The following is a 13,375-nucleotide window of genomic DNA, read 5'->3' as shown; positions in this document are numbered from 1 at the left end:
ACGGCATCGCGTGCGGGTCAGATCCAGCCGGGCAGCCAGTTGTGCAGGCGCCAGAAGTCGTACGGCACACTGGTGCCCGTCCACAGTGGCAGGAAGAACGCCGAGACCAGCACCACGAACGCCAGGAAGATGATCACGGTGCGCTCGCCGGACTGCCGGCGGTGCAACGGGTCTTCCCGTCGTCCGGCGATGATGCGCAATGTCAGGGCGAGGGCGATCACGAGGAACGGCACCATGACCACCGTGTAGAACTGGAAGATCGTGCGCTCGGGGAACATCAGCCACGGCACGTACGCGGCGGCGAGGCCGACCAGCGTGACGCCGATCTCCGGCCCGACCGGCTGCCGGCGCACCCATCCGCGCACGAGCAGGACGGTGAGGAAGACCGAGGCGGCGACGCCGGCGTACCAGATCAGGGGATTCGGGATCGCGGAGATCACCGCGATGCAGTGATCGACGCCGCAGGGAGCCGGATCCGAGCCCACCCAGACCGCCGTCGGCCGGAGCAGGAACGGCCATTCCCAGGCCGGGCTGGCATAGGGGTGTCCGCGGTTCAGTCCGACGTGGAAGCCGAGCATCGACTGGTGGTACTTCCACAGGGCGACCAGCGGGTTGGCATCGCTCCGACGGTCGTAGCCGCCCGCGGTGACGAACCATCCGGTCCAGCTGATCAGGTACACGGCGATCGCCGGGAACACCAGCAGCAGGAACGAGACCGGTCCCTGTCGCAGCGCCGCATCCGTCGGCCAGAGGACCACTCCGGCGCGGCGCCGTGCGAGAGCATCGGTCACGACGACGTACAGTCCGAACGCGGCGAGCACGTAGAGGCCCGACCACTTCACCGCGCACGCGGCACCCAGCGCCACGCCGGCCGCGATCAGCCACGGACGACGCCAGAGGATCGGCCCCCAGAACGGGTCGGGAGCATCGGGATCACGACGCTCGAGCAGGGGGATCGTGCGTCGCCGGTCGAGCAGTACGAAGATGACGCCGAGCAGGATGAAGAAGGTCAGGATGCCGTCCAACAGTGCGATCCGGCTCATCACGATGCTGAGCCCGTCGAGGGCGATCAGCGTGCCGGCGACCGTCGCGACCACGATCGAGCCGCTGAGCATCCGGCCGATCACGTACACCAGGAACACCGTGGCGGTGCCGAGGATCGCGGTCGTGAGTCGCCAGCCCGCGCTGTTCTCGGGGCCGCCCAGAGCCATGCCGAGCGCGATCAGCCACTTGCCGAGCGGCGGATGCACGATGAACGAGCCGAGGTCGGAGAGCGGAAGATCCTGCCCCGTGAGGAACGCGTCGTTCGCGCCCTCTCCCCAGGTGCCCTCGTAACCGAGAGTCCACAGCGACCACGCGTCTTTGACGTAGTAGGTCTCGTCGAAGGCCAGCTGGTGCGGATGGCCGATGCCGATCAGGCGCAGCACCGCGGCCAGCGCGGTGACGACGAGCGGGGCGAGCCAGCGGATCGACCGCCGCCAGTCCGGATCGAGCAGGATGCGGTCACGCAGCTGTCCGTATCGCGTCAGCCGCTCCTCGGGAGCAGGCAGCAGGGGGACGGGTGCGGTCACCGCTCCAGCCTAGACAACCCGCCTAAGCTGAGCGGGTGATCATCCTCGCTGCGACTCCGATCGGAAACCTCGGCGACGCCTCACGCCGCCTGATCGAGGTGCTCGAGAACGCCGAGGTCGTGGTGGCGGAGGACACCCGCACCACCCAGCGACTGCTCAAGGCGCTGGAGATCGAGAACCGTCCTCGGCTGATCGCCCTGCACGATCACAACGAGAAGCAGAAGGCCGGCGAGCTCGCCGCGCTCGCCGCGGAGACCGATGTCGTGGTGATGAGCGATGCGGGTATGCCGACCGTCAGCGATCCCGGGTACGGACTGGTCGCCGAGGCCGTCGCGCAGGGCGTCACGGTGACCGCGATCCCCGGGCCGAGCGCGGTGCTGATGGCACTCGCGATCTCGGGGCTCCCCACCGACCGTTTCACGTTCGAGGGTTTCCTGCCCCGCAAGCCGGGTGAGCGGCGCTCGGCGCTGCGAGCCGTGGCCGCAGAACCGCGCACCATGGTCTTCTTCGAGTCGCCCGCGCGTCTCGCCTCCGCCCTGGTCGACATGGGCGCGGCTTTCGGCGATGAGCGACGCATCGCCGTGTGCCGGGAGCTGACCAAGTTCTACGAAGAGGTGCGGCGCGGCACGGCTTCCGAGCTCGCCGCCTGGGCGGCTGAGGGCGTGAAGGGCGAGATCGTCGTGGTGGTCGAGGGTGCGGCTCGCCGCGACGCCTCCCCGGAAGACGCCCTGGCCCAGGTGCAGCAGCTCCTGGCCGACGGCATCCGGCTGAAGGATGCCGCATCCGAGGTGGCCGCCCTCACCGGACTCTCCTCGCGTGATCTGTACCAGGCGGCACTCGCGGCCCGAGCGAGGTGATGCCGGGTGCCGAAGACAGCCACGGTGTACGACGTCGCCGACCGTGCGGGTGTGTCGATCGCGACCGTGTCGCGCGTGCTGCGCTCGCCGGATGCCGTGCGTCCGGCCACCCGAGAACGCGTGATGGATGCCGTCACGGCGCTGGGTTATGTGCCCAGCGGCAGTGCGCGGGGGCTTGCCGAGCGGCGCACGGGCGTGCTCGGGCTGTACTTCCCCGGCTTCGACGCCGCTGAAGAGGCTCCGTCGTTCGACGTGCTGACCCCTGGCACCGGCGCGGAGAATCCGTTCACGGTCGTCCGAGACACCGCCGAACCGGGGGAGGAGCACCACACGCTGCTGTTCCTCGATGAGGTGCTGCGCGGCGCGGAGCTGGAGGCTTGGAAGCAGGGTTTCGTGCTGATGATCGGCGTCGGGCGTGATGACCCCTCCCGCGCGACGGTGCGCGACATGGCAGGCAAGGTCGACGGGCTGATGGTGCTCGCGGAGAGCGTGCCGGAGGAGGAGCTCGCGGGGCTCTCGCGTCGCATCCCCGTCGTGGTGCTGTCCGGTCCACCCCGTGGCGACCACTACGACCACGTGACCGTCAGCAATGCCGAGGCGATGGCGGAGTTGACGCGCCACGTGCTCACGCAGGTCGGCGATGGCGCGCTGGCCTTCCTGGCCGGCCCCGAGGACTCTCCCGACGGCGCGCAACGCTGGGACGGCTTCGCCACCGCGGTGGCGGAGGCGGGGCGCTCGCTCGATGACGTGATCCTGGCCAGGGGGGATTTCACCCGCGCCTCCGGGCGTCGTGCGGCGGAGGAGATCCTCGCGCGGGCCGTGCCGGCGGCGCTCGTGGCGGCGAACGATCAGATGGCACTCGGCGCGCTCGACGTGTTCCGCGCCGCGGGCCTGCGGGCTCCCGATGACGTGGTGGTGACGGGCTTCGACGGCATCGAGGCTGCTGCGCTTTCGCTGCCCCCTCTGACGACGATCCGTCAGCCCATGATCGACCTCGGGCGCGCCGCCGTGCAGGTGCTCGCCCGTCGTCTGGAGCGTCCGGATGCCGAACCGCTGGTGGTGCATCTGCCCCTGCAGATCCTGCTCCGAGAGAGCTCGCAGCGACAGGATTAGCGGGGCTGTGGCACCGTTCCCACGCCAGTGAGGGCAAGGGAATCGCGCCGACCGCCGCCTTGTCAAGGGGTTGCAAGGCAGAAATGTATGCGCTTACACTCGCTCATGCGGCATGGTCCGCAGGGTGTCCCGATCACGTGACGCCCTCCATGACAGAGATGACATGAGGTGGCAGGGTGGCGAAGACGCACATGCTCCGACGCTGGCGCAGAGCCGCGATCGTGGGGTTGGCGGCCGCGGCCGTGGTGCTCAGCGGATGCAGCATCCAGATCACATCGCAGCCCGATCCCTCGATCGGCGACGACACGATGCTCATCAACGCCGACCACGGGAATCCGTTCTTCACGCGGAACTTCAATCCGTACCTGACGAACACCCGCACCGCGTCGCGGTGGATCTACGAACCGCTGATCCTGGTCAACCCGCTCGACGGCACGCTCAACCCGTGGCTTGCGACCGAGTGGTCGCAACCCGACGCCCGCACGATCGTGATGACGATCCGCGACGACGTGCAGTGGAGCGACGGCGAGGACCTGACACCGGATGACGTCGCATTCACCTTCCAGTTGTTGAAGGACAACCCCTCGCTCGACATCAAGGGCGCCTGGCAGCATCTGGCGAGCGTCGAGACCGATGGCGACGACGTGATCCTGCATCTGCAGAGCGAGGACGCCCCTTCGCTCTCGATCCTGGGACTGACGATGATCGTTCCCGAGCACCTCTGGGCCGACGTGAAGGACCCAGGCACCTTCCGCAACGAGAAGCCGGTCGGAACCGGGCCCTTCGTGCTCGGCAACTACAACGACCAGCAGTACTCCATGGACAAGAACCCCGACTACTGGCAGGCCGACTCGATCGAGATCGAGCACATCATCCTGCCGGCGACGAACTCGCAGCTCGACACGGTCAGCCGCGGGTACGACTGGGCCTATGCGTTCATCTCCGACGTGGAGGGCACGTGGGGCGCGGCCAGCGAGCACAACGCCTGGTGGTTCCCGCCGGGCGGCGTCATCGCCCTGATGCCGAACCTCGAGGTCGCCCCGTTCGACGACGTCAACGTGCGCCGCGGCATCGCCCTCGCCCTCGACCGCGAGGAGATCGCCGAGACGGCCTCCGAGGGGTACATGCAGCCGGCCGGACAGACCGGACTCATCCTGCCCAACCAGGAGGAGTACCTCGATCCGTCCATCCCCGACGAGGGCATGATCACCCAGGACGCGGATGCCGCGCTCGCGGCCTTCGCCGAGGCGGGCTACACACTCGACGGCGATCGGCTGGTGGGGGAGGACGGCGAGCAGCTGGAATTCGCGCTCACCACGGCGAACGGCTTCACCGACTGGACCCGCGCGGCCCAGACCGTGCAGAGCCAGCTCGCGAAGGTCGGCGTGAAGGTCACACTCAAGCTCCCGCAGCCGGCGGGGTACCAGAGCGCGATCAGCAACGGCGACTTCGAGATGGCGATCGGCGGCATGGGCAACGGCGACGTCTACCAGGCCTACAACAACCTGCTCTCGAGTGAGTTCTACGTGCCGTCCGGCGAGGCGACGGCCAACAACTTCGAGCGCTACCGATCGGATGAGGCCGATGCGCTGCTGGCCGAATACCGCGAGACCGTGGACCCCGCCCGGCAGGGCGAGATCGTCCAGGAGCTGCAGGGCATCGTCTACGACGACCTGCCCGTGATCGGGCTGTACTACGGCGGCATCTGGGGGCTCTTCAACGATGCCAAGTTCACCGGCTGGCCCACCGCGGATGACCCGTACATGATCCCGCAGAACTACGACTCGGCACCGTTGATGATCTTCACCAAGCTCGAGCGAGTGAAGGGCGATGACCGATGAAGTATCTGCTGCAGAAGCTCGGCCTGTTCGTGCTCACCCTGTGGGCCGCCGTCACTCTGAACTTCTTCCTCCCGCGGCTCATGCCCGGCTCACCGGCGGATGCCGCGATCGCCAAGCTCTCGCAGAACGGTCCGGTCTCCGACGCGACGCGGGCGGCGATCGAGGCGCAGCTGGGCGTGCCGACCGGATCCATCTGGGACCAGTACGTCACCTACCTCGGTCAGGTCGCCCGGCTGGACTTCGGTGTCTCGTACACGTTCTACCCGCAGTCGGTGGCCAGCATGGTCTCGACCGCACTGCCGTACACGATCGGTCTGGTGGGCATCGTCACGGTGCTCGCGTTCGTGATCGGCACCCTGATCGGAGTGGCGGCCGCCTGGCGCCGGGGAACCTGGCTCGACACCCTGCCGACGCTGACCGGATCGTTCCTGAGCACCTTCCCCTACTTCTGGACCGCGCTGCTGCTGCTGTTCTTCCTGGGGTACGTGCTGCACTGGTTCCCCACGACCGGCTCGTACGCGGCGACGACGACACCGGGATTCACGGGCGACTTCATCGCCGACATCGCCCGGCACGCGGTGCTTCCCGCTCTGACGATCCTGCTCACGTCGCTCGGCGGATGGATCATCGGCATGCGCAACGCGATGATCAACACGCTCGGGCAGGACTACGTCACCTTCGCCGAGGCGAACGGTCTGCGCGGGCGCACGATCGCCCTGCGGTACGCGGCGCGGAACGCGATCCTCCCCAACCTCACCGGATTCGGGCTCACGCTCGGCGGCGTGGTGGGCGGATCGATCCTCGTCGAGCAGGTGTTCGGGTATCCCGGCATCGGATATCTGCTCTTCAACGCCGTGATCGGGCAGGACTACCCGCTCATGCAGGCGCTGTTCCTGATGATCACGGTCAGCGTGCTCATCGCCAACTTCCTCGTGGACATCCTCTACGGGGTACTCGACCCGAGGACTCGCCGATGACCTCCACCATGAACGTCAAGATCCCCGACGACCGCATCGCGTCGCCGAGTCCCTGGCGCGCGTTCGGCCGCATGGTCGGCACGCTGTGGTCCAACGGCAAGGCACGGCTGGGCCTGTGCCTCCTGGGCGCGTTCGTTCTCGTCGCCGTGTTCGCCCCGGTCCTCGCGCCCTACGGCCCCAAGGACAACGGATTCGAACGCAACGCCGATGCCTCGCTCGCGCACTGGCTCGGGACGACGGCTGCAGGTGAGGATGTGCTGAGCCAGCTCATCTACGGCGCGCAGATCAGTCTGCTCGTCGGTTTCGCCGCGGGCATCCTCTCCACGATCGTCGCCGTGCTCATCGGTCTGAGCTGGGGATACATGCGCGGCTTCGCCGGCGAGGTGGTGGGGTTCATCGTCAACCTGTTCCTCGTGATCCCCGGTCTCCCGCTCATGATCGTGATCGCCGCGTATCTGCAGAACGGCGGCATCCTGATGATCATCGCGGTGATCGTCGTCACCGGCTGGGCCTGGGGCGCGCGCGTGCTGCGCAGCCAGACGCAGTCCCTGCGCGGCAACGACTTCGTCACCTCGGCGCAGTTCTCCGGCGACAGCCGCGCGCGCATCGTCTTCCGCGAGATCCTCCCGAACATCACCTCGATCATCGCGGGCACACTGTTCGGCGCGGCCACCGCGGCGATCCTGGCCGAGGCGGGGCTCGAATTCCTGGGTCTCGGCGACTCCAGCATCGTCAGCTGGGGCACGATGCTCTACTGGGCGCAGAACTCCAACTCGTTGCTCACCGGGCAGTGGCTGCTGCTGTTCGCACCCGGTCTGTGCATCGCCCTGCTGGCCCTGAGCCTGACACTGATCAACTTCGGCGTGGATGGGATCTCCAATCCCCGCCTGCGAGAGGGGAAGGGCCGATGAACGCCATGGATGCGCGAGACGTGCTGCTGGAAGTGGACTCCCTCTCGGTCGAGTACGCCTCGCCCGGCGCGACCCCCGTGCGCGCGGTCGAGGACGTGTCGTTCACGCTGCGTCGCGGCGAGTTCGTGGGGCTGGTCGGGGAGTCCGGCTCGGGCAAGTCCACGCTCGGGTTCGCGCTCACCCGGCTGCAGAAGCCCCCGGCGAGGATCAGCGGCGGACGCATCCTGTTCGACGGCCGCGACATCCGCGAGCTGGATGCCGAGGAGCTGCGCCGTCAGCGGCAGGGCGGCTTCGCGATGGTGCTGCAGTCGGGCATGAATGCACTCAACCCGGTGCGCACGGTCGGCGCGCACTTCCAGGACGTCTTCGCCGCGCACGGGCATGTGCCCCGTGAGGCGAGGGATGCCCGTGCCCGCGAGCTGATCGGCAAGGTCGGGCTCGATGCCGAGGTGCTGGCGCGCTACCCCGGCGAGCTCTCGGGCGGCATGCGGCAGCGTGCCTCCATCGCGCTCGCGCTCTCCCTCGAGCCGCAGCTGATGGTGTTCGACGAGCCGACGACCGCGCTGGACGTGCTCGTGCAGCATGCGGTGATGGACACGATCCGTGACCTGCAGCGCGCCGAGCGGTTCACGGCGATCCTGATCAGCCACGACCTCGGCATCGTGCTCGAGGCCACGGATCGGGTGATGGTGATGCACGAGGGCCGCATCGTGGAGGACGCGTCCAGCCAGGACATCCTTCGCTCCCCGAAGGACGAATACACGCGGATGCTGCTCAGCCACTACGCCGATCCCCGCGCGAAGACGATCTCCATCCCGGGCTTCGTCGATCTGGGAACGCGGCGTCGCGAGGGCAGGAGTCGCACCGACGTCACCGAGACCGTGCCGACCGTGTCGCAGCGCGACACACGGCGGGCGGATGCCGCCGTGGTGCTCGAAGGCGTGTCGAAACGGTACCCGGCACCGCGCCGAGGGCAGGACGAGGTGACCGCGGTCGACGACGTGTCGTTCCGGCTGGAGCCGGGTGAGGCGCTCGCGCTCGTCGGAGCCTCCGGCTCGGGGAAGTCGACGATCGCCAAGCTCATCACGGGTGTCGAGAAGCCCACCTCGGGGTCGGTGCGGTTCGGCGACATGGATGTGGCCTCCCTGCGCCGGCACGGGCTGCGCGACCTGCGCAAGGACGTGCAGATGGTGTTCCAGGATCCGTACGCGGCGCTCAACCCGTTGCACACGGTCGAGTACGCCCTGTCGCGCCCGGTGCGCAACTACACACCGCTGCGTGGGCAGGAGGCCAGGGCACGCGTGCTGGAGCTGCTCGAGACCGTGGGCCTGACCCCGGTCGAGCAGTTCGCGGCGAAGTTGCCGCACCAGTTGTCGGGCGGTCAGCGGCAGCGCGTCGTGATCGCCCGCGCCCTCGCGAGCGATCCGCAGGTGCTGATCGCCGACGAGCCGGTGTCGATGCTCGACGTCTCGCTGCGCGCCGGTGTGCTCGCACTGCTCGAAGACCTGCGCGAGCGGTGGGGCATCAGCATGCTCTACATCACCCACGATCTGCTCAGCGCGCGACTGGTGACCGAGAACATCCTGGTGCTCAACGGCGGCCGCGTCGTCGAGCGCGGGGAGACCGCGCACGTGCTGCAGCATCCGGAGGATCCGTACACCGTCGAACTGCTCGATGCGGTTCCGAACCCTTCCCGAATCAGTCAGTAGAACGAGAGGAGAGCATTCGTGCTCGCATTTCCCGACGGCTTCCTCTGGGGCGCCGCGACCGCGGCCCACCAGGTGGAGGGCAACAACACGACCAGCAACTGGTGGGCCATGGAGCACGCTCCCGGCTCGCCGATGGTGGAGCCTTCGGGAGACGCCGCCGATCACTTCCATCGCTATCCGGAAGACATGGGTCTGCTCGCATCCGCGGGGCTGAACTCCTACCGGTTCTCCGTGGAGTGGGCGCGCATCGAGCCCGAACGCGGGTTCATCTCGCAGGCGTCGCTCGACCACTATCGCCGCATGATCGACACCGCGCAGGAGAACGGGCTCGACCCGACCGTCACGCTGATGCACTTCACGGTGCCGCAGTGGTTCCAGAAGGACGGCTTCTGGCGGGCGGATGACGCGGTCGATCTGTTCGCGCGCTACGTCGAGACGGTGCTGCCGATCCTCGACGGTGTGACCTACGTCTGCACGATCAACGAGCCGAACATCGCCGCGATGCTGGCCGGGGGAGAGGATGCGGCGAACCTCGTCGCCTACGGTCTCCCCAATCCCGACCTCGCGGTCGCCGACACCCTCCTCGACGCGCACCATCGCGCATCCGAGATCCTGCACTCGGTCTCGGGGGTGCAGGCCGGATGGACGATCGCGACCCAGGCGTTCCACTCGACCGGCGAGCCCGGCGCCGATGAGATGCTCGCCGAATACGGCGACCCCCGTGATCACTGGTATCTCGATCAGTCCGCCGGCGACGACTTCGTCGGTGTGCAGGCCTACACCCGCACCTTCATCGGACCGGAGGGACCGCGGCCCGTGAGCCCCGACGTGGAGACGACCCTCACCGGCTGGGAGTTCTATCCGGAGGCACTCGAGCTCGGCGTGCGCAGCGCCTGGGAGCGCAGCGGCGGCGTGCCGGTGCTCGTCACCGAGAACGGCATCGCGACGGCCGATGACACGCGGCGTATCGCCTACACGCAGGGTGCGCTGGAGGGGCTGCATCGCGCCATCTCCGACGGCATCGAGGTGCGGGCGTACCAGCACTGGAGCGCGCTGGACAATTACGAGTGGGCGAGCGGATTCGCGCCGACCTTCGGGCTGATCGGGTTCGACCGCCAGACGTTCGAGCGATCGCCGAAGCCGTCGCTGGCCTGGCTCGGCGAGGTCGCCCGCCGCAACGGCCTCTGAAGCGGATACCCCGCCCGCGCATGACCCGGGCGGGGTTACCCTCGGATGATGACGCATGCGACCCGCACGACGCGCGGTGACCGGCTCCGATCGGCCGCCGCCGGGCTGAGCGCCGCGCTCGTCGCGGTCGGGCTGGCCGAACTCACCGCCGCCGTGGTCGAGCCGAGCGCGAGCCCGTTCGCGGTGATCGGGGGCGGGCTGATCGATCTCGCCCCGAGCTGGGCGAAGGACACGGCGATCGCGCTGTTCGGCACCGGCGACAAGGTGGCGCTGATCACGGGAATCGCCGTGGTGCTGGTCGCCGTCGCCGCACTCGCCGGCATCCTCGAGTTCTGGCGATCCGGCGTGGGCGCGGTCATCCTCGGCGGCCTCGGCGCGCTTGCGCTGGTGGCGGCGATGCTCCGTCCAGGAGCGGGACCGTTCGCCTGGCTGCCAGGGCTCGTCGCCGGACTTGTCGCGGTCATCGCGCTGCGGCTGCTCGTCCGCCGACTGCGCCCGATCGCTGGGTTCGCCCCCGACCACGAGGACCGCCGCCGGTTCCTGCTCTGGACCGCCGGCACCGCGGCCGCTGGCCTGATCGCGCTCGCGGCCGGCAACGTCGCGCGCGGCGCGACTCGCTCGATCGATGCGGTCCGTGAGGCGCTGCGGCTGCCGAAAGCCGTCACGCCGGCGGCTCCCGTGCCGAGCGCCGCGGAGCTGGACATCTCCGGGCTCTCTCCCGTCGTCACTCCGAACCTCGAGTTCTACCGCATCGACACCGCACTGATCGTGCCTCGGGTCGACCCGGCGGACTGGTCGTTGCGCATCCACGGCATGGTCGATCGCGAGGTGCGTGTCACCTGGGATGAGCTGCTGGCGCTGCCGATGCAGGAGTCGTACGTGACGCTGGCCTGCGTGTCGAACGAGGTGGGCGGGTCGCTGATCGGCAACGCGCGCTGGTTGGGGCATCCCATCCGCGAGCTGCTCGCCCGTGCCGGCGTGCAGGCGGATGCCGACATGGTGCTGTCGACCTCCATCGACGGGTTCACCGCCTCGACCCCGCTGGAGGCGCTCACGGATGATCGGGATGCGGTGCTCGCGATCGGCATGAACGGCGAGCCCTTGCCGATCGAGCACGGCTTCCCGGTGCGGATGGTGGTGCCGGGGCTCTACGGCTACGTGTCGGCGACGAAGTGGGTCACCGAGCTGGAGGTCACCCGGTTCGACCGGGCGATGGGCTACTGGACGCCGCGCGGATGGTCGGATCACGGACCGATCAAGCTGCAGTCGCGCATCGACGTGCCCCGGGGCGGGCAGCAGGTCACCGCGGGCGATGCCGTGATCGCGGGAATGGCCTGGCAGCAGCAGGTGGGCGTGTCCGGGGTCGAGGTGCGTGTCGACGACGGTCCCTGGCAGCCTGCCGAGCTCGCCACCGCCATCTCGGCCGACACCTGGGTGCAGTGGAGCGTGCCGTGGCAGGCGGCCAGTGGTGCGCACACCATCGAATGCCGAGCCATCAGCGCCGACGGCGAGACCCAGACATCCGACCCGGCGGCCCCGGCGCCGAACGGTGCTCAGGGGTGGCATCGTGTCGAGGTGTCGGTGGCGTGAGCGCGTAACCACCGGCTGTGAGCCGCCTAGAATTGCTCCATGCCCGCTGGCGAATCGTTCTACATCACCACGCCCATCTACTACCCTTCCGACGTGCCTCACATCGGCCACGGGTACACGACGGTGGCCGTCGACACGCTCGCGCGCTGGCACCGCCAGGCGGGCGACGACACCTGGATGCTCACGGGCACCGACGAGCACGGGCAGAAGATGCTCCGTGCCGCGGCCGCGAACGGCGTGACCCCGCAGGAGTGGGTCGACAAGCTCGTCACCGAGAGCTGGTTCCCTCAGCTGCGGACGCTCGACGTCGCCAACGACGACTTCATCCGGACCACGCAGGAGCGGCACGAGGAGCGGGTCAAGAAGTTCGTGCAGGCCATCTACGACCGCGGCTACATCTATGCGGGCGAGTATGAGGCGCTGTACTGCGTGGGCTGCGAGGAGTTCAAGCCGGAATCCGAGATCCTCGACGGCACCGGTCCTTTCGAGGGACTGAAGGTCTGTGCGATCCACTCCAAGCCGCTCGAGCTGCTGCAGGAGAAGAACTATTTCTTCAAGCTGAGCGAGTTCCAGGACCGCCTGCTCGAGCTCTACAAGACCCAGCCCGACTTCATCCGCCCGGAGTCGGCGCGCAACGAGGTCGTCTCCTTCGTGCGTCAGGGGCTCAAGGACCTCTCGATCTCGCGCTCGGCCTTCGACTGGGGCATCCCGCTGCCGTGGGACGAGTCGCACGTGATCTACGTGTGGGTCGACGCTCTTCTCAACTACGCCACGGCCGTGGGGTACGGCGACGATGACGCCACGTTCGCGCGGCGCTGGCCCGCCTATCACGTGGTCGGCAAGGACATCCTGCGCTTCCACGCGGTGATCTGGCCCGCGATGCTGATGGCCGCCGGTCTCGAGGTGCCCCAGGGCGTCTTCGCGCACGGCTGGCTGCTCGTCGGCGGCGAGAAGATGTCGAAGTCGAAGCTCACCGGCATCGCACCGACGGAGATCACCGACGTCTTCGGTTCCGACGCCTACCGGTTCTACTTCCTCTCGGCGATCGCTTTCGGGCAGGACGGTTCCTTCTCCTGGGAGGACCTGTCGGCGCGCTATCAGGCCGAGCTCGCGAACGGCTTCGGCAACCTCGCCTCGCGCACGACCGCGATGATCGAGAAGTATTTCGAGGGCATCGTGCCCCCGGCTGCGGACTACACCGAGAAGGATCTCGCGATCCAGAAACTGGTCGCCGACGCGGCCTCGAACGCGGATGCCGCGATCGAGCAGTTCCGTATCGATGAGGCGATCGCGGCCATCTGGACCATCGTCGATGCGCTCAACGGCTACATCACCGAGAACGAGCCGTGGGCGCTCGCCCGCGACGAGGCCCAGCGTGCACGCCTGGGCACGGTGCTGTACACCTGCGCCGAGGGCCTGCGTGCGCTCGCGGTGCTGCTGTCGCCGGTGATGCCGCAGTCGACCGAGAAGTTGTGGGTCGCCCTCGGCGCGGCGGAGAGCCTCGGGCGTCTTCTGGACCAGCCGATCCGTGAGGCCGGAGCATGGGGCGTGTTGCGTCCCGGCACCAGCGTCAACGGACTCACCCCGCTGTTCCCGCGGGTGGAGTCCGCGTCCTGAG

10 protein-coding genes are annotated in these 13,375 nt (G+C 68.4%); 9 read left to right on the top strand and 1 reads right to left on the bottom strand.

Translation table 11 applies throughout. The annotated features are described in order from the left end of the window. Positions 1-17: 17 nt before the first annotated feature. Positions 18-1,571 carry a phospholipid carrier-dependent glycosyltransferase gene (locus P0Y60_13820; GenBank protein ID WEK60381.1) on the bottom strand — a complete coding sequence of 518 codons (1,554 nt, stop codon included), beginning with the start codon at positions 1,569-1,571 and terminating at the stop codon, positions 18-20. Positions 1,572-1,606: 35 nt separating this feature from the next. Here P0Y60_13820 and rsmI point away from each other — a divergent pair, with 35 nt between their 5' ends. From rsmI to metG, 9 genes are all read left to right on the top strand, one after another. After that, positions 1,607-2,428, top strand: coding sequence for a 16S rRNA (cytidine(1402)-2'-O)-methyltransferase (rsmI, locus tag P0Y60_13815; GenBank protein ID WEK60380.1), 822 nt, complete (start codon positions 1,607-1,609; stop codon positions 2,426-2,428). 6 nt (positions 2,429-2,434) lie between these two features. Then, positions 2,435-3,541: a LacI family DNA-binding transcriptional regulator gene (locus P0Y60_13810; GenBank protein ID WEK60379.1), complete on the top strand. Its 1,107-nt coding sequence runs from the start codon at positions 2,435-2,437 to the stop codon at positions 3,539-3,541. Between the two features lie 176 nt (positions 3,542-3,717). Further along, complete coding sequence (locus tag P0Y60_13805; GenBank protein WEK60378.1) at positions 3,718-5,382, top strand: ABC transporter substrate-binding protein; 1,665 nt, start codon at positions 3,718-3,720, stop codon at positions 5,380-5,382. Further along, positions 5,379-6,359 (top strand): ABC transporter permease, encoded by a 981-nt coding sequence (locus tag P0Y60_13800; protein ID WEK60377.1) that lies wholly within the window; start codon positions 5,379-5,381, stop codon positions 6,357-6,359. Before P0Y60_13805 ends, P0Y60_13800 begins: the two co-directional genes overlap by 4 nt. Further along, positions 6,356-7,270: an ABC transporter permease gene (locus tag P0Y60_13795; protein ID WEK60376.1), complete on the top strand. Its 915-nt coding sequence runs from the start codon at positions 6,356-6,358 to the stop codon at positions 7,268-7,270. The genes P0Y60_13800 and P0Y60_13795 overlap by 4 nt, the downstream gene beginning before the upstream one ends. Next, positions 7,267-8,979, top strand: a complete 1,713-nt coding sequence (locus P0Y60_13790; GenBank protein WEK60375.1) for an ABC transporter ATP-binding protein — start codon at positions 7,267-7,269, stop codon at positions 8,977-8,979. Before P0Y60_13795 ends, P0Y60_13790 begins: the two co-directional genes overlap by 4 nt. An 18-nt stretch (positions 8,980-8,997) precedes the next feature. Beyond that, entirely contained in the window at positions 8,998-10,167 is a 1,170-nt protein-coding gene (locus P0Y60_13785) for a family 1 glycosylhydrolase (protein WEK60374.1), read from the top strand. A 48-nt stretch (positions 10,168-10,215) separates the two neighbouring features. Then, a complete protein-coding gene (locus P0Y60_13780; protein WEK60373.1) occupies positions 10,216-11,757 on the top strand; it encodes a molybdopterin-dependent oxidoreductase in 1,542 nt (513 codons plus the stop codon). Positions 11,758-11,796: 39 nt separating this feature from the next. Next, a complete protein-coding gene (gene metG / locus P0Y60_13775; GenBank protein ID WEK60372.1) occupies positions 11,797-13,374 on the top strand; it encodes a methionine--tRNA ligase in 1,578 nt (525 codons plus the stop codon). The last annotated feature ends 1 nt before the right edge of the window (position 13,375 follow it).

The organism is Candidatus Microbacterium colombiense (genome assembly GCA_029203165.1).
Taxonomy (GTDB): domain Bacteria; phylum Actinomycetota; class Actinomycetes; order Actinomycetales; family Microbacteriaceae; genus Microbacterium; species Microbacterium colombiense.
This window is presented reverse-complemented; position numbering and strand designations above follow the sequence as displayed.

Bases quoted from the DNA above. Each gene is read 5' to 3' on its own strand.
- P0Y60_13790 (WEK60375.1), top strand. From the start codon at position 7,267: ATGAACGCCATGGATGCGCGAGACGTGCTGCTGGAAGTGGACTCCCTC.
- metG (WEK60372.1), top strand. From the start codon at position 11,797: ATGCCCGCTGGCGAATCGTTCTACATCACCACGCCCATCTACTACCCT.
- P0Y60_13795 (WEK60376.1), top strand. From the start codon at position 6,356: ATGACCTCCACCATGAACGTCAAGATCCCCGACGACCGCATCGCGTCG.
- P0Y60_13780 (WEK60373.1), top strand. From the start codon at position 10,216: ATGACGCATGCGACCCGCACGACGCGCGGTGACCGGCTCCGATCGGCC.
- P0Y60_13800 (WEK60377.1), top strand. From the start codon at position 5,379: ATGAAGTATCTGCTGCAGAAGCTCGGCCTGTTCGTGCTCACCCTGTGG.